Below are 17,310 nucleotides of genomic sequence, written 5' to 3' on the forward strand. Positions count from 1 at the left end.
GACATCGACGGAGTAGATGATGTTCCTGTCGGTGAAATCCTCATGTCACGTAGCTCGGACCTCGGTGCGGATCTCGTGGTGATGGGCGCCTACGGCCACGCACGCTGGCAGGAACTCGTTCTGGGGGGCGCGACACGCACCATGTTCAAGTCGATGACGGTGCCGGTGGTGATGTCGCACTGAGCTTTCCAGCAGAACCTTTTATTGCCCAATGAGGTAAGTCATGTACAAGCGCATCCTCGTGCCGATCGACGGCAGCGCAACCGCCAGTCACGCGCTCGATGAAGCATTGAAGCTCGCGCACGACACGGGAGCCGAGATCCAACCCCTCTATGTCGTGGACACCCCTCCCCCCATCTACGATGCCGGCGGCGTCTACTATCCCGATATCCGCGACGCGTTTTTACAGGAAGGCGCGCACCTGAGCGCCGAGGCCGTCGAACGGATTAAACGCGAGGACGTAAAGGGAACGCCGCGCGTCGTAGAAGTTGAACTCACCGGCGACGACATCGCCCAACGCATTCTGCAAAGCGCGGTCGAATTTAACGCCGACCTGGTCGTGATGGGAACGCATGGCAGGCGCGGCTGGCGGCGGCTCGTGCTCGGCAGCGTCGCGGAACATTTTATGCGGATCGCGAATTGCCCCGTGCTTCTTATTCCTGGACGCGACGCCGAAGCACGCGCGGAGCAAGCCGGGACCACAGGGGAACCGCTGAAGGAGCCGTCATGACTTACAAAACACTGCTGGTTCACATCGACGACAGCCGTCACAGCGAGGCCCGCGTCGACTTCGCCTTCGATCTCGCACGCAAATTCGACGCCCATGTGGTCGGCTTGTACGTGGTGTGCCAGGATCTGTTTCGGCCACTCTTCAATCGCGACGAAAGCCTGAACCTCGCCGAGAACGAGGCCCAGCACGCAGCGTGGCGCGAGCGCGCTCACGAAGCGTTTCTCGGAGTTGCGCATCGTGCGGACGCAAGCGCCGAATGGCGCGCCCCTGCAGGGCCCCCGCTCGATGTGGCGGCGCTCCACGCTCGCCACGCCGATTTGCTCGTGCTGGGCCAGCACGATCCCGAAGACCCGGGCTCGTACGTCGCGAAGAATTTTGTCGAAGACGTCGTCATGAGTTCCGGCGTGCCGGCTGTCATCCTTCCTTACTCCGGGCGAATCAACAGTTTCGGCGACAATGTGCTGATCGGCTGGGACGGAGGGCGCGAATCGGCGCGGGCCGTGGCCGATGCGCTACCGATCCTGAAGCGCGCGCGCTTCGTCGAAGTGGTGAGCGTGCAACGGCACCAGGATGACGAAGCGCCTGCCGGTATAGATGTCGCTGCGTATCTCGACCGTCACCAGGTTCGTGCGAGTTTCTCGTCGACGAGCCGAGCATCGGGCGCGAACACCGGCGCGACGCTCCTGAGCAAGGCAAGCGCGGTTCACGCCGACCTGCTCGTGCTCGGTGCCTACGGTCACACACGGGCGTTCGAACGGGTGCTCGGTGGCGTGACTCGGACGATGCTCGAATCGATGACCGTTCCGGTGCTCATGTCGCATTAGATCGAATGCCCCGCACCCAGGACGCGGTCTCATTGGGTAGCCTGTGAACTGAATCGGCGCTCACTTCCGAGTGCCGCCGTTTCGTCGCTTTGCTCACTTAAGAACCAGAAGCGAGCGCTTCGTCAGTGTCGTACGGAGTGGCGTCCCGCACCGCCAGCACGGGGACATTGCTTAACCGCAGTACGGACTCCGCGACGCTGCCAAGCAGCACCCTCCCGGCCCCCCGATGCCCATGCGTGCCCATCGCGATCAGGTCAGCTTCAAGTTCAGCCGCCGCATCGACGATCACATGCGCGACCGATTGCCCGTAAGAATCGATGACGCGCGACATGACCAATACGTTGTCGGCTGTGCAGCGCTCCTTCGCACGTTTCACTTCGGCCTCGGCGGCTTCGTGCGCGACGGCGCCGAACGCCTGATCGTCATAGAAGCCAGTTTGCACGTCGCCGATAGGAATGACATGCTCAACGACGGCCACCACGAGGACAGTGCCGTCCGCCGCTCGTGCCATTTTCAGCGCCTCGTCAAGTGCGAGGCGCGCAGCACGGCTGTTATCCAAAGCCAAAAGAATTCGCTTGTACATCGCCTTCTCCCTTTTGGTTAGCGCGCCTGATCGACGCTTCGAAGAACGGCTTTTAGTCTGGACGGCGGATGTCCGGTGCGATTGATCCGTGTCAATCACCGATGAAACTCCGCGGTTGACGTGCGTCAACCGGCGTGGCGACGTATCGGTATAGGATGAATTCCTCGTGTCAGCTTTCTAACGGGCAAGCAATGCCTCACTCGACTACATCGGCGTGGCCCTGCGCGAATCATTGGGCGTATCCAGCCGCCGAGTGGTTCGCCGAGGCCTTCGACGCGCGCGCCGTCAGGGCGTGGCTCGCCGCAGGTGGCGCGCCTCACTGGCGGCAACCCATTGCGCTCAATATCAGTATGCCCGCGCCCCACGGTGCGGAATGCGCCTGTGATCGAGCCGACTGTGTCCAAGCAAGCGTCTGCGTGGCACATCTCGAGCAGGAGATGGCGCTTTACCATGCGACGCGTGGCGAGCGCGCGACAGTCGTCGAAATGCGATGGTCCGCTGGCGTGACAGCACGGCCAAAAGGCACGTTGGAACGGCTTCGCACCGCGGTCGATGAACACTTTGAGCGCAGTCCCAGATCGAGCTTCTCGGCTGTCGTTGAACCGGGAATCCGGGCCGGCGCTTCGTTACCCGCGCTACGCGAGTTGGGCGTGACAAGCCTGTGCGTCATCTTCGAGAATGACTGGTCAGCCGCAACAGCCTATCTTGCCGCTGCGCGCGACATGGGCTTCGTTGCGGTGGAAGCAAAGGTTTGTGCCGAGAGTAAAGGAACTAGCCTGGGACGGCAACTCGATGCACTCATCGCATCCGAGCCCACGCGCATCGTTCTGCCGTCAGCGCGGATGCATTCCGCCGTCAGCCATCTCCTCGATGCAGGCTATGTGTGCATCGCGCGTAACGTTTTGGCGATCCCGGCGGACAGCCACGCAATCGCGCATCGACAGGGACGTCTGACGCGCCAGCCATACGGCTATTCCTCACGGCCCGTCGGTGCGGTTCTAGCGCTCGGGCAGCAGGCCATCGGCTACATCGGCCCACTCTATTATCAAAACCATCGGTTGCCACGGCATTATTTTTCGGCGCTCGGCCGAGGCAAGTTGCCGGTGGAGCGAGGCCTGCATCTCACGCACGAAGACCTCACGCGCCTTGCGGTGATCGGAAGCTTGTCTGCCAACCTGTTTGTCGACATCGCCGCGATCGAAGCCATATACAAGATCGACTTCCGCCAGTATTTTGACGTCGAATGGAAGGCGCTGAGCGAATTCCTGCGAATTGGTGTCCTTACCCTCGATTCGATGTGCCTTGCGCTGACTCCGACGGGTCGCCTCTGCTGTGATGACGTCTGTCGTGTGTTCGACCAACGTGCACGCTTGCTCGCCGAGCACACGCCACAACCAGGCTTACTGTAGCAGCCCCGCTTCGGGGTACCGCCCTCGACTTTTCGCACTGGTGCAGCATACGGCAATCGGCGAAAATCATGCCATTATCAGTTGCCTGCCCCGAACCGCCCTTAACATTTCCAGCAGCGGCGATCCGATTACGCGCGAGGCTCACATGGCCAGTCACGGCAAATCACCCGGGCACACTCTATACAGCCAAGCCACGCAGCGGCTCGGGGCCTTCCGGCGTCCCGTTCCGCTTGCGATCCTGACGCTGATCCTCGTGTTGGCTGCCGTCGTCGGCCTCTGGCGGTACGTCAACGAAGCGTCGCTGCAGACAGCGCAGGCCCGCATCGACCGCCGCGCCTTGAGAATAACCTCGGACGCGCAGCGCGAGTTGAACGTCATGGAGAACGTCCTGCGCGGTGCCAGCGGGTTGCTCGAGACCGACCCGTCGATCACGCAGAACGAATGGCGTGGCTACGTAAGCCACCTTCATCTTGCAGACACGCTGCCGATGGTGCGCGCACTGGGCTTTGCCACGGCGAACGGCCGCTTTGCACCGATCTCGATGATGACGCCTACTGCCAGCGGTATCCCCGCCGTCGGCTTCGATCTGCTAGGCGATACGGCGCGGCACGCATCGCTCGATCGTGCGGCCGGCACGGGAACGGCCGCGCTCCATGCGATTCCGGGCGACAACCGCGTGGACTTCGAACTCTATCTGCCGTCCTACAAAAGCATCGAGGCCGAAGGCCGCGCGAACGTCGCGGGCTTCGTGATCGCCGTGGCAGATGTCGAGCGCCTCTTCGATACGGTCACACGACGCGAGCCCCGTGTTGAGCTGGAGGTGTTCACCGGGACTCCCGCCACATTGCTTTATTCCTCAAACACCCTCGGCGCCGCCGCCGGTCCCGCGCCGCTCGTGCGCAAAACGATGACGCTTAACTTCGGCGGAGAGCCCTTGACGCTCGCCTATTCTGCAACTGCCGAAATGCTGGGCCCGAACGACGATAACGCTAGCACCGCCGTGCTCGTTGGCGGAACGCCAGCGCGCTGCTGCTTGGAGCCATCGTTTTTCTGCTTGCTCGCGACCGCACCCGGATGTCAGGTGCTACCGCGCGGGCGAGGACACAGTCAACGCTGAACGAGGCCCGCATGATGGGGATCATTCGGTCGTCGATGGAAGCGATTATCACGATAGACGAGAATCAGTGCATTGTGATCTTCAATCCGATGGCCGAGCAGGTGTTCGATTGTTCGGCGATGGACGCCATCGGTGCGTCGCTCTCGCGCTTCATCCCCGAACGGTTTCGCGCGGACCACGCATGCCACGTCCGGCAGTTCGGCGTAACCGGAGTGTCCGACCGGCAAATGGGCAAGCTGCGCGTGCTCTTTGGGCTGCGCGCGAACGGCGAGGAGTTTCCGATCGAGGCATCGATCTCGCAAATCGATGACGGCACCGGCAAACTCTATACGGTTATGTTGCGCGACGTGACCGAACGCGTGAAAGCGGACAACGCGCTCAGGCGCTCGCGCGAAGAGCTGCGCGATCTGTCGGCGAACCTGCAAATCGTGCGTGAGGAGGAAAAGACCCGCATCGCACGCGAACTACATGACGATCTGGGCCAACAACTGTCTGCGCTCAAGATGGACCTTTCATCGGTCGAGCAGCTGATCCAGGCGGATTCGAGTGCTGGCGGGGAAGTCATACGACAATTGCGCGGCATGCGCAGTCTTGTGGACAAGACCGTCGCGTCGCTGCGGCGGATCGCCGCCGATCAGCGACCGGTGATGCTGGACGACCTCGGGCTGATCCCCGCCATCGAATGGCTTGCGAACGACTTCACGAGCCGCTACGGTATCAATGTCGAGCGTTACATCGAGCCGGCAGCCATCGAATTCAACCGTACGGCCGCGACCACCATATTTCGCATCGTCCAGGAAGCGCTGACGAATGTCGTGCGTCACGCCGAGGCGAGCCGCGTCACCCTGACGATTCGAAGCGACGGGGAACACTGCATACTACGCATATCCGACGACGGCCACGGCGCCGCGAAGCTCGACGCGCCTCAGCGAAGATCGTTTGGCTTACTCGGCATGCGCGAACGTGCGCGAATATTGGGCGGATCAATTTCCATCGATACAGAGCCCGGTCAGGGATTTGCTGTCACTGTTACCTTCTCGGTGAAGGCGGTGCAACAGGAGGAAGCGCATCCATGACCACCAAAGTACTGATCGCAGACGAACACGCCCTGGTGCGCGACGGGCTGCGTCATATCTTGCGCAACGCGATTGGCTTCGACGTCGTGGGCGAAGCGAGCGACGGGGCGACCACGATCGCGCTGATCCGGTCCACCGATGCGCACGTCCTTGTTCTCGATCTGTCGATGCCTGGCCGCAGCGGCGTTGAACTGATCAAGCAGATCAAAGAGGAAAAGCCTGGGTTGCGTATTCTCGTGCTCACCATGCATGCCGAGCAGCAATATGCGGCGCGCGCCTTCAAGGCGGGCGCCGCCGGTTATATGACAAAGGAAAGCGCGAGCGCGGAACTGGTTGGCGCCGTCACCAAGGTGGCCGCTGGTGGGGTTTACGTGAGTCTCGCAATGGCCGAACGCTTCGCACAAAGCCTGAACGAACCCGCCGACACGCTGCCGCACCAACGACTGTCTGATCGTGAATACGAGGTCTTTCGCCGTATGTGCGCCGGCGAAACGATCACGGAGATTGGCGAGGCGCTATGCGTGAGCGCGAAGACAGTCAGCACTTACAAATCGCGCATCCTGGAAAAGATGCAAATGCCGCACGAGGCCGCACTCGTGCGCTACGCGGTGCGTCATAAACTGTTTGACGATAACGACGAAGTGTGACGCTGTCTGCTTCGTGTAGGGAACGCCCTACACAGGTTCCGAAACGCCTACTCCAAGTTCAACCAACGCCGATTTCATCTTGAGTTCACTCGACCAATAATGGGCGCATGAACTCAAGTCGTCGTGCGCCATGCTGAAAGTTTTCCTGGTCGAGGATTCGTCACCCCTGCGTCAGCGGATCATCGCCATGGTCGAAAGCATCGAAGGGGTCGAGCTCGGTGGGGTAGCGGAGGAGTCGCAGGCAGCGCTCGACGGGATCAAGGCGACCCATGCCGAGGCCGTAATCGTCGATTTGCGTCTCACCGGTGACAGCGGCCTGGAAGTCATCGCCGGTATCCAGCGCGAGCGCCTCCCGGTTGTCACCATCGTGCTGACCAACTATTCAGACGCGGCGTTTCGCAACGCGTGTCGGTCGGCGGGAGCCGACTTCTTCTTTGACAAAACGACCGAGTATGAATTGGCGCGTGCCACGATTGAACGCCTCGCACGTGCACGCCTCACCAACGCGAACGCCATCTGATGAACAGGAGACGAGCATGTTTTCCGTGATCGAAAGCAGGACTGTCGCACCGATTCCAACGCCTATGCCGCGTCGCGCGTTTCAGATCGCCCATACCACGCCAAAGTGTACCGGTCTTCGATGCTCGACTTGCTCGATGCAGCAAATCTGCATGCCGCGGGAACTTTCACCGGCCGAGATGACGCGTCTGGATTCCGTCATCTGTTCGACTCGTATGCTCAAGCGCGGCGAGACACTGTATCGGGCAGGCGATGACTTCCAGAGCGTCTACGCGGTGCGTACGGGTTGCTTCAAAACGGTGGTAATGCATCGCGATGGTCAAGAACAGGTCACAGGTTTTCATCTCGCTGGTGACGCGCTCGGCCTCGACGGCGTGTGCACCGACCACCACAGTTGCGACGCGATCGCGCTCGAAGACAGCGTCGTATGCATCATCCCGTTCGACCTGCTCGAACTGCTTTGCCGGGAAGTAAAGGTAATGCAGCATCATGTCCATCGGCTGATGAGCGGCGAGATCGTGCGCGAGTCGGGCCTCATGATGATGCTCGGGACGATGACCGCCGAGCAACGCGTCGCGGCGTTTCTGCTCAATCTATCCACGCGTTTTAAAGCGCGGGGCTACTCGTCCGCGGAGTTCGTCCTGCGAATGACACGCGAGGAGATCGGGAGCTATCTGGGCCTGAAGCTCGAAACGGTCAGCCGCATGTTTTCGAAGCTTCAAAAAGCCGGTGTCGTCGACACACATGGCAAAGAAATCCGTATCCTCGATCACGAAGGGCTGGCGAAGCTGTAAAAGACAGCGATGTCAGCGAACGCGCACGGGTGGGGGTACTCCGACGCTGCCAGCGACGCGCCCCTCAGCTTAAGGCGCGTTTCGTTGGCTGCGCGCTGGCCGCTGAGCAATGCATCAGCCATTCTGTATCAGTTATCAATGCGCAGCACCGCTGCGCCCGTAAGCCGTCCCTCGCGCAAGTCGGCGAGCGCCCGGTTCGCATCGCCGAGCGCATAGGAAGTCGTCTGAAGCTCCAGGTGGGTGTCTGCAGCAAGCTGCATGAACGCTCGCCCGTCATCGCGCGTGAGGTTCGCGACCGACACCACCTGCCGCTCCCCCCACAGGAGAGCGTACTGGAATGACGGGATATCGCTCATATGAATTCCGCCGCACACCACGATGCCGCCCTTCGCCACCGCGCTCAACGCAACTGGCACAAGCGCGCCGACCGGTGCGAAAATGAGCGCTGCGTCGAGCTCGTCGGGCGGTCTTTCGTCGCTACCACCCGCCCAGTATGCGCCGAGCCGTAGTGCAAAGTTCTGTGCAGCAAGGTCACCAGGACGTGTGAACGCAAAAACCATACGCCCCTGACGATGCGCCACCTGCGCGACGATATGCGCGGCGGCGCCAAAACCATAGATACCGACGCGCTTCGCATCGCCCGCCATCCTAAGGGTGCGATAACCGATCAAGCCCGCGCACAAGAGCGGCGCTGCTTCGACGTCTGAATACCGCTTCGGTAGATGAAGGCAAAAGCGGCTGTCAGCGACGACCCGCTGCGCATAGCCGCCATCGATGGTGTAGCCGGTGAAGCCCGGCGTGTCGCACAGGTTCTCTCGTCCGATGCCGCAATACCGGCAATGTCCGCACGTGTGTCCGAGCCATGGCACCCCAACGCGATCTCCGATCGCAAAGCCCGTCACGCCGACCCCCAGCGCCGAAACCGTGCCGACGATCTCGTGTCCTGGGATCACCGGGCGTTTGGGGTGCGCGAGTTCGCCGTCGACGACATGAAGATCGGTGCGGCACACGCCGCACGCGTGGGCGTCAATCAGCAACTGGCCGGTGCCTGCGACGGGGTCAGGGACGTCCAACTCCCGCAGCAAGGGCGAATGTCCGTCGAAAACCATTGCGCGCATGTCGCTCTCCTCAGGTATCGCATTCATTTCACTGCACCGGGTCGGTTCCGGTTTGACCTGAGTCAACGTTCGGTTGACGCCCTCTGGCACGATCAACGAAAATGCCACCACGGGAAAGGATAACAAAATGCATCCGCTCACACACCGTTCCGCATGGGACCTTGACGAGAACCGATTGCCCCCACTGAGTGGCGCCGAGGCAAAATTGCGTTTCGCCGTGCAATATGCCGTGCTTGCGCCGTCAAGTCACAATTCGCAACCGTGGCACTTCATTGTCGACGGCGACACCGTGATGCTCTGCGCTGACCGGACGCGCGCGCTTCCCGTCGCCGACCCGTACGATCGCGAATTGATCATCAGTTGCGGCGCAGCGCTTTTCAACCTGCGCGTAGCCATGAGCCACTTCGGGCTCGGCTACGCGATCACGCTGCTCCCCGCGTCCGCGGACCCAGATGTGCTGGCGCAGGTGCGCGCGCTACTCGGCCATGTGACCGATGCGACTCTCCCTGCGCTCTTCGGTGCCATCCCGAAGCGGGTGACGACGCGCGAGGCCTTTACCTCGGAGGCAGTGCCGCCCGAGATTCAGGCGGAGCTGATTCGTGCTGCCGAAGCCGAAGGCGTGGAAGCGACATGCGTCGATGAGGCGCCGGTAAGTGAACGGATCGCCGACCTGATCGCCGAGGCCGATCACCTGCAGTTCCGCGATCCCCGCTTCAGGCGGGAGCTCGCAAGCTGGATCCATTCGCGACGCTGCGCGGATGGCATGCCCGCGTACTCCGCCGGTGTCAGCGCGCTGCTCGACATCGCAACGCCGCTCGTCGCCTCAGCGATTCGCACGTTTAATCTTGGCGGCGGGATGGCCGCGACGCATCGGTCGCTTGTCGATGGCTCGCCACTGCTCTTTTGCATCGGAACGGGCGCCGATAATCCGAGCGCGTGGCTTGCTGCGGGTCAGGCGCTGGAACGGGTGCTGCTAACAGGCGTCCTGCACGGACTTACCGCGTCGTATCTGAATCAGCCCATCGAAGCAGACAAACTGCGTGACACGTTGCGCCGGCAGATCGGAATGGACGCGCAGCCTCAATTGCTGATACGAATGGGGCGCGGCCCGCAGGTTGAGCATTCGCCGCGGCGTGACATGGGCGAGGTGGTTTCGTGACGTGCGGGTGCACGGATAGATCCAATTATTCGCAAAAGCGAAAGTAACCGCTGTGCATCAGCACGGGTTTGCGGCCGAACGCTCGAAGCAAGCGTCGGGCCGCGCCTTCGATTTTGTCCCTGTGTGCCTCGAATGCCGCTAGCAAATCCTCTTCGCGCAGCGACGCCGCACCGAAATGGTCCCCCAGCGCCTCCGCCGAAACCCTGCGCTCGATGCGCTCACCGTCGACGACCGTCGGGAAGATGAGCATCAGGCTACGGCCGCAGTGGGCGGGCACTTGTTGGGGAAAGCTTATGATCATCGTTGAGCTCGATCGCCAGTTCGAACGGCAAGCGGTCCGCTGCAGCGGGCGGAGTTAAAGTCACCGCTACCTCGGTAACGCAGTGTGTCAGGCCGCGTAACGAGCGCGGTTGACGCAGATCAAGGCGACGGGCGCGCCTGAGAGCATCATCGGTGCAAGCAAGTGACGCACAAGTGCCAGACCCTCCTTTGCCATGCGAGGCGCCAATGAAACATCTTTTCACGCTGGGACACGCAGTGCTTGACCGGGCCGAGCCTCGGCCAGTCGTCGGTGATGCGCTACCTCGCATCGAGCTCCCACCACCAGAACGCTGCGGTGGCCGACCGGTTATGGAAGTATTCGCGCTGCGCCGTACCACGCGCGAATTCGCCTCCAACGACCTGAGTCTTGCCCTGCTGGGCGACCTGCTATGGGCCGCCAATGGCATCAATCGCGACGAAGAAGGCGGGCGCACCGCGCCGTCGGCACTTGGCGTTCACGAGATCGACGTATATGCCGTGCTGTCTCGAGGGCTATACCGCTACGATCCGTTGTGGCACGGCCTCGATCTTGTGGTTGCGAAGGACTTGCGCGGTCTCACCGGCTATCAAGACTTCGTCGGCGCCGCGCCGCTCGATCTTGTGTATGTCGCGGATTTTTCGCGCATGGGCGACGTCCCCCCATCGAATCGCGAGGCATTCGCCTCGGCAAGCGCCGGTGCGATCGTGCAGAATGTGTATCTGTTCTGCGCTTCTGCCGGTCTCGCCGTGGCCGCACGCGGTTGGTTGAACCGCAGCGCCCTTGCCGAGCAAATGCAACTCAAGCGCAACTGCGTACCCGTGCTGGCTCAGACGGTGGGGCATTTCCTCGCCCCGACTTCCCAATGATCCAACCGATAACGCAACGCGCCTCAGCGAATACGCCACCGTCGAGAGTGCACCGATGACCCTTCAACACCACCGTTTCAACCTTTCGATCGCCGCCGCCATTCTTTTCACCGCGACGCGCGCGTTTGGTCAATCTGAGCCGACACCGCTTGTCGACCAACAGCATTGCATGTTCTGCCATACCGACAATGCCCCATTTCTCGCACCATCGTTTCAACAGATTGCCGAACGCTACCGCAACGTACCCAATGCCGCCACCATGCTCGAGCACAAGCTTCGAATGGGTGGACGCGCTCATTGGGGCGACATGGCGATGCCCTCCGCTGGCGAACGCGGGGGCCCGCTTTCTGCGGAAGACGCTCATACCCTCGTGCAATGGGTCTTAAGCCATTAACTCTGAGATTATGGAGAACGTCATGCGCATTACCGTCAAACTGGATGGCTTTGGTCCTCTCACCTCCGCCGCCTATGCAATCCTTTGGCTCGACAGAGAGACGCTTCGCTGGTCACGCGAGGGACACGACGCCCTGGATTTGCCTGACTGGGGAACTCTGCAATCGTCACCTATCGGCACCCTGATTTGCGGAGCGCACGACATGGGCCCGATATTCGTGCTGAAGCAGCTTCGAATCGACGCGTTTGCGCCTCGGAATAGCGAGACCGCACCAGAGATTTCTTCAGGAAGCACGCAAGGCGTGGCGGAGTATTACGCGAGCGGGAGCAAAGCAGCCCAAAAGGGGCACTGGCACGTGCAATGCATCGATCGCGAAACGATCCAGGCCGAGCACGAAGTCTTCTCAGACGAGCAGGACCCGGAGAGCGATGGTGGCAGTGATGTCGGAGCGCGAGGAGCGTATAGGACCTGACGGGACCTGACCTCCCGGTCCACCGAGCCTGTGGCCGATCAACAAGTGCACTGCGCAGCCCACGAGAAAGCCTAGCGGACCACCACCGGCCAGGCTGACAACGGCTTCCGCCCGAATCGGCTCCAACGCGTACGTCAGGAAAATCCCGATCACGATTCCCCTTCGAGGTCGGACTAAGTGCCACAACAAAGGTCGCCACCCCAATGGCGATTGCAAACGCACCGTAACTAACGGTACTCTCCGCGTCGAATAGCAGACCACGGATGCCTGCGAACACGCCCCCGAGCGAAACGAACACTCCGATTGTAGCGACGGCTATCCGAATGTCAGAGCGTTTCATTGTCTTTTTCCAGCACGCCAACCGCCGCGTCAAACGCGCGCCGGACGGCGACCTCCGCGTCCTCGTCCGTGCTGCGTTGGACAGGGATCAAGTTGTAGTCACGCGTGATCAGGTCGAGACGCGCGTCATACAGCCGATGCCCCGGACGGTCATACCACGCTTCGATCGCAAGGTGACAACCTGCTATGCGCTTTGCGAAACGCTCCAGACGCACTAATTCAGCACCCGCCTCCGACTCCACCGCCGCCGACCCCACAAAACCGAAATAGGCGATTTGCATTCCGACTCCCATTACACACCTCCAGACATTTTGCCGCTTGATCCATCGATTGGCTTAGCGATGTGCGCCTTCTTTGTTCGTCAGGAGACCCGACACCCTTCACCCATCGTCGGCGACCGCTATCCGGGGGCGTTGACATGAGTCAAGCATCAACGCAGTCGTCCTGCGGGAGTAACAACGACGCTTCGACGACGAGAACGTCCTAACGAGGTTCATCAGAAGCCTGAGTCGTCAAGCACGTACTCCCTGAGCACTCGACCATGCTGGCCTGAGGGCTATACTCGCGCGCCCGGCCCTGGCATCAGCACAACTCTTGTGGCTCGACCGTTCTGATCGTCGTGTCGGTCGCGTCGCCGATGCGTGTGGCGGAGTTCCCCGCGACATACTGTTTCGTGCGCTGCCACGCTCGCGCACGCTTGCTCGCCTGAACATTCGATTGACGCTCGCTCACGCGCTTCCTGAGGCGCGGCCTCCGTGTGCCGAAAGTCGCTCCATCGCGTATCGCTCGTGCAAGCGGTCAGCTCCGCCGCCGGCGACGCCAACACCGTTGATACCTTCATGTCTTTTCCACCCCTGTCCTTGTGCAACACCCGACGAATTGAAGATAAAGCGCTTAATGCCAGACCTATTTGCTCTGAGTCATAGCGTCAACTCACTGACCGTCAAAGCCGGACCATTGACATGAATCGAAGCTGTTATGCCCGGTTCGTGAAGATTAATCTTTCCGTTGCTTAGTCATATCCCCGATCAAGCCGCCAATGAGTTCATGCCAAAGCCGATGAGAGCCGTGCAATCGTTTCGCGAGCCTTCTCGCATCAAAGAAGGTGTCTGTTCCCACACCCACACCCAGGACGCCGTGAGATCCTCGCGAAAATCACGGCTTCTGGCGTATGTCGCGCAGATCTGCATGCAGCCGATGGAGACTGCCCCGTCAAACCGGCGCTGCCATTCACTCGAGTGCACGAGGGCCATGCCGGGAATGTCGGGGAAGGAGACCGCGTCAGTATTTCTTGACGGTATTCGGCTTGCGGCCAATGCGAGCGTTGCCTGAGCGGCTGAAAGACGCTCTGCCACGAGCAGAAGAACTCTGACTGTTCGGTGAACGCCGGTATGCGGAATACGTCCGCGCCGGTCCGGACTATATCGGCGATCCGCGTTACCTGATCGAGTTTTCGGGAAATCGCGCCGATCCTGTGCGCTGGAGTCGCCGTTCTACAAGGGCATTCGAATGTCGGAAACGCGGTCGGGTCAGTGGCCCGCCATCTCCGGCATCGGCGGTCTCGGGCACGTCGCGGGGCAAATACTTAGTCCGACCTGAAAAATTCGTTTTGGATCGCCGACGCTTCCGGGCGGTCGATCAGATGCGATCGTACTTTCCGATTTGAAGCAGTTGTAGGGAGGCGCGAGCAAGGTTTCTGGCAAGACGTTGTGCAGGCAACGCAGCCACGTGAGAACAAAAAATGCGGGCGCAAGCCCTAGGCGGACGATGGCGCGCAGCAGCCAGCGGAGATTGTAGCCCATCGCGCACAACACTGCGTGTAACGCGTCGCCGGTTTGCCCTTTGAGCCAGCAACGCCGCATGCCGTTCCTGCTTAACCTGACCGATAATCGGTTCAATCGCCTGGCGGCGCTTTAACCACTTTCGCTGTGTAGTGCTTAGCGTCTTGTGCCTTCCGCGATGAATCAACTGTACCGGTGCAACATCGGCATCCACTCATGGTGTGTTTTTCCGCCCGCCTCGACATCGCCTGCGATGTGTGCTTGTCTCTACGTGCAATGAGTGCAAGCTTCCGGATGTCGAGTAAGGGCCGTCCGGCAAACCCGCCCGTTGACAGGCAGAAGGCAACTTACTTCTTTGTAGTTCGCTGACTCGTCGGTGATTTCCCTGTACGCGGCGTCGGTGTCCGCCCAGCCTTCGACCTTCAACCACTTTCCCCTTTCGAGCGGCTTGTATTGCTTGAAGAAGTGCTTGATCTGGTCTTTCCGGTACCATGGCGCCTCGTCGATCCACTTCAGTTTTGATGGCATTGGACAGACCTTCATGGGCCACGGCAATCCAGCTTCGCGTCGATACCCGGATCGCCCGTCATCTGCCGCATGCCAAGCGCCCGCGCCCGGACGACCGCGCCGGGCAGCAACGGGACGGTATGCCCAGCACGTCTACCGCGTCGCCGGACAGCGTTGCGGATTGAAGCCGTAGTACTGATGAAGCCGTCGACGAATGGCAAGCCCAGTTCCTTGTCCGCCTGATACTTGAACGGGTCGTTTTGCGCGGGGATTTCGATAATGACGTTGAAGTCCTGGGGAAGGTCTTTGCCTGCGGGGACGTGATTGAAGCTCATGAGCGCGCTGTGATCAAGATGAAGTTCGGAACACCGCGCGGCAGGCTGGCGATCGCCGCCGAGATCACATTCGCAGTGAGCGCCCCGTAGGCAATCCGGCCGTTGCAGCCGGCGGTCTGCACGAACTCCTGGTTGGTGTGACGGTGTTGTTTTCGCTAAAGGCGGCAGCGAGCAGCACGATGTCTGCCTCTGTGATGGTCTCGGCAAAGGTGCTGCTTATGTTCGGCTCTTCAGGTCTTCGTGGTGGCATTCAAGAAATTTGTGGCTTTACTTTCGCTACCTGTGGATTAAGGTGGGCTCAGAACAGCGTTTCGTCCAGCGCGAGCACCGAGCCGGCGCCGTTGACGATGGACTCGCGAGAGACATGCGCCTCAGGCAGCACGTGCTCAGCGTAGAAGCGTGCCGTGATCCGCTTGGCCCGGTAGAAGTCGGCTTCGGGGGTCGCCGGCTTCGCGGCAGCCACCAACGCCGCGCGAGCCATGAGCCAGCCTCCCGCGACGGTGCCGAATAGCTTGAGGTAAGGCACCGCGCCTGCTGCCGCACTGGCCGGGTCGCGATCGTATGTCGCAAGCAGCCACTCGGATGCCGTCTGCAGCGCCGTTGTGCCCCCCCCCGCAGCGAGCACGCGATGACCTGAAGTTCCGCGCCCTCCGCCGCTTCGAGTGCAGCCACGGTGTCGTTCATTTCGCCGAGCAGACGGGTGACCGTCACACCTTGTTCGCGTACCACCTTTCGCCCCACCAGGTCGTTGGCCTGAATGCCGGTGGTACCCTCGTAGATGGTGGTGATTCGTGCGTCGCGCATGTGCTGACAGGCTCCGGTCTCCTCGATGAATCCGACGCCGCCGTGCACCTGAATGCCGGTGGATGTAACGTCAAGGGCGTTTTCAGTGCACCATCCTTTGACGACCGGCGTCAGGAGATCCGTCATGGCCGGACACCGCTCACGCTCGGCCGCGTCCGGATGGGAATGCGCCTTGTCCATCTGGGCGGCCGTGAAATAAGCCAGTGCCCGCATAGCTTCGATCCGCGCTTTCATGTTCATCAGCATGCGCCGAACGTCAGCGTGCTGGATGATCGCCACGGGAGGGCCGCTGGTCGCACCGATGGGGCGGCTCTGCACGCGCTCGCGTGCGTAGCCCAGCGCCTGCTGATAAGCGCGCTCGGAAATGGCCACACCTTCCAGCCCGACGTTGATACGGGCGTGGTTCATCATCGTAAGCATGTATCCAAGCCCGCGATTGGCTTCTCCCACCAGGTAGCCAATGGCGCCCTCGTTCTCGCCGAAGGCTATGACCGCGGTCGGCCTTCCGTGAATTCCCATTTTGTGTTCAATCGATGCGCAGATAAGATCATTGCGCCGGCCCAGGCTGCCGTCGTCGTTCACGAGGAACTTTGGCACGATGAACAGCGAAATACCCTTCGTTCCCGCGGGCGCGTCGGGTAGGCGCGCAAGCACCAAATGGATAATGTTTTCTGCCATGTCGTGCTCGCCCAGGTAATGAAGATCTTCGTGCCGCTGATGCGGTAGTGGTCTCCTTCGGGTTCGGCCTTCGTCCGGACCGCGGACAGGTCCGAGCCGGCCTGCGGCTCAGTGAGGTTCATGGTGCCGGTCCAGACGCCTGACACCATCCTCGGTAGATAGACGTGCTTGTCCCGTTCCGAGCCATGATGTGCGATGGCCGCCACGGCGCCCAAGGTCAGCATCTGACAAAGGGAGAAGGCCAAGTTCGATGCCTTCCACATCTCGAGCACAGGCGTTGAGACCAGCGAGGGCAGACCCTGTCCCCCGAACTCGGGACTTGCCGGCATCGCATTCCAGCCGCTTTCGATGAACTTGCTGTATGCCTCCTTGAACCCATCCGCGGTTGTGACCGCCCCGTCCTTGCACTTGCATCCCTGGCGGTCACCTTGGGCATTGATGGGAGCGAGCACCTCTGTCGCGAACTTGGCCGCCTCGTTCAGGATCGCCTCCACGAGGTCGGGCGTTGCTTCCTCGTTGCCCGGCAGCGCGACAATCTCGGCAAGGCCAGCAAGTTCATTCATGGCGAACAGCATGTCGCGTATCGGTGCCATATAAGTGGTCATTTCTGCATCCCTCAAGCCGGGCGCGCCCGGTTCACATCAACAAGCAGCAGAGCTTCGGTTGTGCCTCGAACGAATCGGCCGCCAAGCCGGATACCGCGTGATTCGCAAGCTACAGGTGCACCTTCCAAAGGCTTAGCAGGTTGCTGAAATACCAGTAGCGCGCGTCATCGTGGAAGGCCGCTAAGGCGTTGATATGAGACCCCTCACTCGCTCCCCAAGAGATCATGCGCGGCGCCGACACGTTCACCGAGA

At 61.1% G+C, this 17,310-nt stretch carries 16 protein-coding genes and 6 pseudogenes; 13 read left to right on the forward strand and 9 right to left on the reverse strand.

What is annotated here, in order from left to right; genetic code table 11:
- From AWB68_RS36700 to AWB68_RS36710, 3 genes are all read left to right on the forward strand, one after another.
- The coding region (locus AWB68_RS36700; RefSeq protein ID WP_143281998.1) for a universal stress protein at positions 1 to 183 on the forward strand (183 nt) is incomplete at its 5' end.
- Between the two features lie 40 nt (positions 184 to 223).
- Positions 224 to 730, forward strand: coding sequence for a universal stress protein (locus AWB68_RS36705; RefSeq protein ID WP_087649137.1), 507 nt, complete (start codon positions 224 to 226; stop codon positions 728 to 730).
- Positions 727 to 1,554 (forward strand): universal stress protein, encoded by an 828-nt coding sequence (locus tag AWB68_RS36710; protein WP_087649138.1) that lies wholly within the window; start codon positions 727 to 729, stop codon positions 1,552 to 1,554. Before AWB68_RS36705 ends, AWB68_RS36710 begins: the two co-directional genes overlap by 4 nt.
- Positions 1,555 to 1,651: 97 nt before the next feature.
- Here the strand turns inward: AWB68_RS36710 and AWB68_RS36715 are convergent, their stop codons facing one another.
- Positions 1,652 to 2,137, reverse strand: a complete 486-nt coding sequence (locus AWB68_RS36715; RefSeq protein ID WP_087649139.1) for a universal stress protein — start codon at positions 2,135 to 2,137, stop codon at positions 1,652 to 1,654.
- A gap of 416 nt (positions 2,138 to 2,553) precedes the next feature.
- Between AWB68_RS36715 and AWB68_RS36720 the strand changes: the two genes are divergently transcribed.
- From AWB68_RS36720 to fnr, 5 genes and pseudogenes are all read left to right on the forward strand, one after another.
- Positions 2,554 to 3,546: an oxygen-independent coproporphyrinogen III oxidase gene (locus AWB68_RS36720; RefSeq protein WP_125483160.1), complete on the forward strand. Its 993-nt coding sequence runs from the start codon at positions 2,554 to 2,556 to the stop codon at positions 3,544 to 3,546.
- Between the two features lie 145 nt (positions 3,547 to 3,691).
- A pseudogene (locus AWB68_RS51650) lies at positions 3,692 to 5,739 on the forward strand (sensor histidine kinase).
- Entirely contained in the window at positions 5,736 to 6,386 is a 651-nt protein-coding gene (locus AWB68_RS36730) for a response regulator (RefSeq protein ID WP_087649141.1), read from the forward strand. The pseudogene AWB68_RS51650 and the gene AWB68_RS36730 overlap by 4 nt, the downstream one beginning before the upstream one ends.
- A 130-nt stretch (positions 6,387 to 6,516) precedes the next feature.
- Positions 6,517 to 6,906: a response regulator gene (locus tag AWB68_RS36735; RefSeq protein WP_087649142.1), complete on the forward strand. Its 390-nt coding sequence runs from the start codon at positions 6,517 to 6,519 to the stop codon at positions 6,904 to 6,906.
- 64 nt (positions 6,907 to 6,970) lie between these two features.
- Positions 6,971 to 7,699, forward strand: a complete 729-nt coding sequence (gene fnr / locus AWB68_RS36740) for a fumarate/nitrate reduction transcriptional regulator Fnr (protein WP_235028701.1) — start codon at positions 6,971 to 6,973, stop codon at positions 7,697 to 7,699.
- Between the two features lie 128 nt (positions 7,700 to 7,827).
- On the opposite strand, the gene AWB68_RS36745 is transcribed toward fnr, so the two are convergent.
- On the reverse strand, positions 7,828 to 8,817 hold the full coding sequence (locus AWB68_RS36745; RefSeq protein WP_087649144.1) for a zinc-dependent alcohol dehydrogenase family protein: 990 nt from the start codon (positions 8,815 to 8,817) through the stop codon (positions 7,828 to 7,830).
- Positions 8,818 to 8,944: 127 nt separating this feature from the next.
- Here AWB68_RS36745 and AWB68_RS36750 point away from each other — a divergent pair, with 127 nt between their 5' ends.
- The gene (locus AWB68_RS36750; RefSeq protein ID WP_087649145.1) at positions 8,945 to 9,976 is read left to right on the forward strand and encodes an Acg family FMN-binding oxidoreductase; all 1,032 of its coding nucleotides are present in this window, start codon (positions 8,945 to 8,947) and stop codon (positions 9,974 to 9,976) included.
- Between the two features lie 25 nt (positions 9,977 to 10,001).
- Here AWB68_RS36750 and AWB68_RS36755 read toward each other — a convergent pair whose 3' ends face one another.
- The gene (locus tag AWB68_RS36755; RefSeq protein WP_087649146.1) at positions 10,002 to 10,277 is read right to left on the reverse strand and encodes a DUF1488 family protein; all 276 of its coding nucleotides are present in this window, start codon (positions 10,275 to 10,277) and stop codon (positions 10,002 to 10,004) included.
- Between the two features lie 206 nt (positions 10,278 to 10,483).
- Here AWB68_RS36755 and AWB68_RS36760 point away from each other — a divergent pair, with 206 nt between their 5' ends.
- From AWB68_RS36760 to AWB68_RS36770, 3 genes are read left to right on the forward strand one after another with little or no spacing between them, the layout of a single operon-like run.
- On the forward strand, positions 10,484 to 11,143 hold the full coding sequence (locus tag AWB68_RS36760; RefSeq protein ID WP_087649147.1) for a SagB/ThcOx family dehydrogenase: 660 nt from the start codon (positions 10,484 to 10,486) through the stop codon (positions 11,141 to 11,143).
- 55 nt (positions 11,144 to 11,198) lie between these two features.
- A complete protein-coding gene (locus AWB68_RS36765) occupies positions 11,199 to 11,537 on the forward strand; it encodes a c-type cytochrome (protein ID WP_235008051.1) in 339 nt (112 codons plus the stop codon).
- Between the two features lie 22 nt (positions 11,538 to 11,559).
- A complete protein-coding gene (locus AWB68_RS36770; RefSeq protein WP_235028700.1) occupies positions 11,560 to 12,009 on the forward strand; it encodes a DUF3564 family protein in 450 nt (149 codons plus the stop codon).
- A 217-nt stretch (positions 12,010 to 12,226) separates the two neighbouring features.
- Here the strand turns inward: AWB68_RS36770 and AWB68_RS36775 are convergent.
- Both AWB68_RS36775 and AWB68_RS36780 read right to left on the reverse strand, forming a co-directional pair.
- A pseudogene (locus AWB68_RS36775) lies at positions 12,227 to 12,349 on the reverse strand (DUF2964 family protein); the annotation flags it as partial.
- On the reverse strand, positions 12,336 to 12,641 hold the full coding sequence (locus AWB68_RS36780; protein ID WP_087649149.1) for a hypothetical protein: 306 nt from the start codon (positions 12,639 to 12,641) through the stop codon (positions 12,336 to 12,338). The pseudogene AWB68_RS36775 and the gene AWB68_RS36780, both read right to left, overlap by 14 nt.
- 780 nt (positions 12,642 to 13,421) lie before the next feature.
- On the opposite strand from AWB68_RS36780, the pseudogene AWB68_RS47300 reads away from it, so the two are divergent.
- Positions 13,422 to 13,929, forward strand: a pseudogene (locus AWB68_RS47300) (alcohol dehydrogenase catalytic domain-containing protein); the annotation flags it as partial.
- 170 nt (positions 13,930 to 14,099) lie between these two features.
- Here the strand turns inward: AWB68_RS47300 and AWB68_RS36785 are convergent.
- The 4 genes and pseudogenes from AWB68_RS36785 to AWB68_RS36795 form a co-directional block, all read right to left on the reverse strand.
- Positions 14,100 to 14,343: pseudogene (locus AWB68_RS36785) on the reverse strand (transposase); the annotation flags it as partial.
- Positions 14,344 to 14,396: 53 nt separating this feature from the next.
- Positions 14,397 to 14,971 (reverse strand): annotated as a pseudogene (locus AWB68_RS36790) (inorganic diphosphatase).
- A complete protein-coding gene (locus tag AWB68_RS50940; protein WP_268810964.1) occupies positions 14,968 to 15,093 on the reverse strand; it encodes a hypothetical protein in 126 nt (41 codons plus the stop codon). Before AWB68_RS50940 ends, AWB68_RS36790 begins: the two are co-directional and overlap by 4 nt.
- Before the next feature lie 176 nt (positions 15,094 to 15,269).
- A pseudogene (locus tag AWB68_RS36795) lies at positions 15,270 to 17,058 on the reverse strand (acyl-CoA dehydrogenase).
- Positions 17,059 to 17,310: the final 252 nt, after the last annotated feature.

The sequence above is a fragment of the Caballeronia choica genome, from assembly GCF_001544535.1.
GTDB classification, from domain to species: domain Bacteria; phylum Pseudomonadota; class Gammaproteobacteria; order Burkholderiales; family Burkholderiaceae; genus Caballeronia; species Caballeronia choica.

Bases quoted from the DNA above. Each gene is read 5' to 3' on its own strand.
- AWB68_RS36765 (WP_235008051.1), top strand. From the start codon at position 11,199: ATGACCCTTCAACACCACCGTTTCAACCTTTCGATCGCCGCCGCCATT.
- AWB68_RS36760 (WP_087649147.1), top strand. From the start codon at position 10,484: ATGAAACATCTTTTCACGCTGGGACACGCAGTGCTTGACCGGGCCGAG.
- AWB68_RS36780 (WP_087649149.1), bottom strand. From the start codon at position 12,641: ATGGGAGTCGGAATGCAAATCGCCTATTTCGGTTTTGTGGGGTCGGCG.
- AWB68_RS36710 (WP_087649138.1), top strand. From the start codon at position 727: ATGACTTACAAAACACTGCTGGTTCACATCGACGACAGCCGTCACAGC.
- AWB68_RS36770 (WP_235028700.1), top strand. From the start codon at position 11,560: ATGCGCATTACCGTCAAACTGGATGGCTTTGGTCCTCTCACCTCCGCC.
- AWB68_RS36715 (WP_087649139.1), bottom strand. From the start codon at position 2,137: ATGTACAAGCGAATTCTTTTGGCTTTGGATAACAGCCGTGCTGCGCGC.
- AWB68_RS36730 (WP_087649141.1), top strand. From the start codon at position 5,736: ATGACCACCAAAGTACTGATCGCAGACGAACACGCCCTGGTGCGCGAC.
- fnr (WP_235028701.1), top strand. From the start codon at position 6,971: ATGCCGCGTCGCGCGTTTCAGATCGCCCATACCACGCCAAAGTGTACC.
- AWB68_RS36750 (WP_087649145.1), top strand. From the start codon at position 8,945: ATGCATCCGCTCACACACCGTTCCGCATGGGACCTTGACGAGAACCGA.
- AWB68_RS36705 (WP_087649137.1), top strand. From the start codon at position 224: ATGTACAAGCGCATCCTCGTGCCGATCGACGGCAGCGCAACCGCCAGT.
- AWB68_RS36745 (WP_087649144.1), bottom strand. From the start codon at position 8,817: ATGCGCGCAATGGTTTTCGACGGACATTCGCCCTTGCTGCGGGAGTTG.
- AWB68_RS36735 (WP_087649142.1), top strand. From the start codon at position 6,517: ATGCTGAAAGTTTTCCTGGTCGAGGATTCGTCACCCCTGCGTCAGCGG.
- AWB68_RS36755 (WP_087649146.1), bottom strand. From the start codon at position 10,277: ATGATCATAAGCTTTCCCCAACAAGTGCCCGCCCACTGCGGCCGTAGC.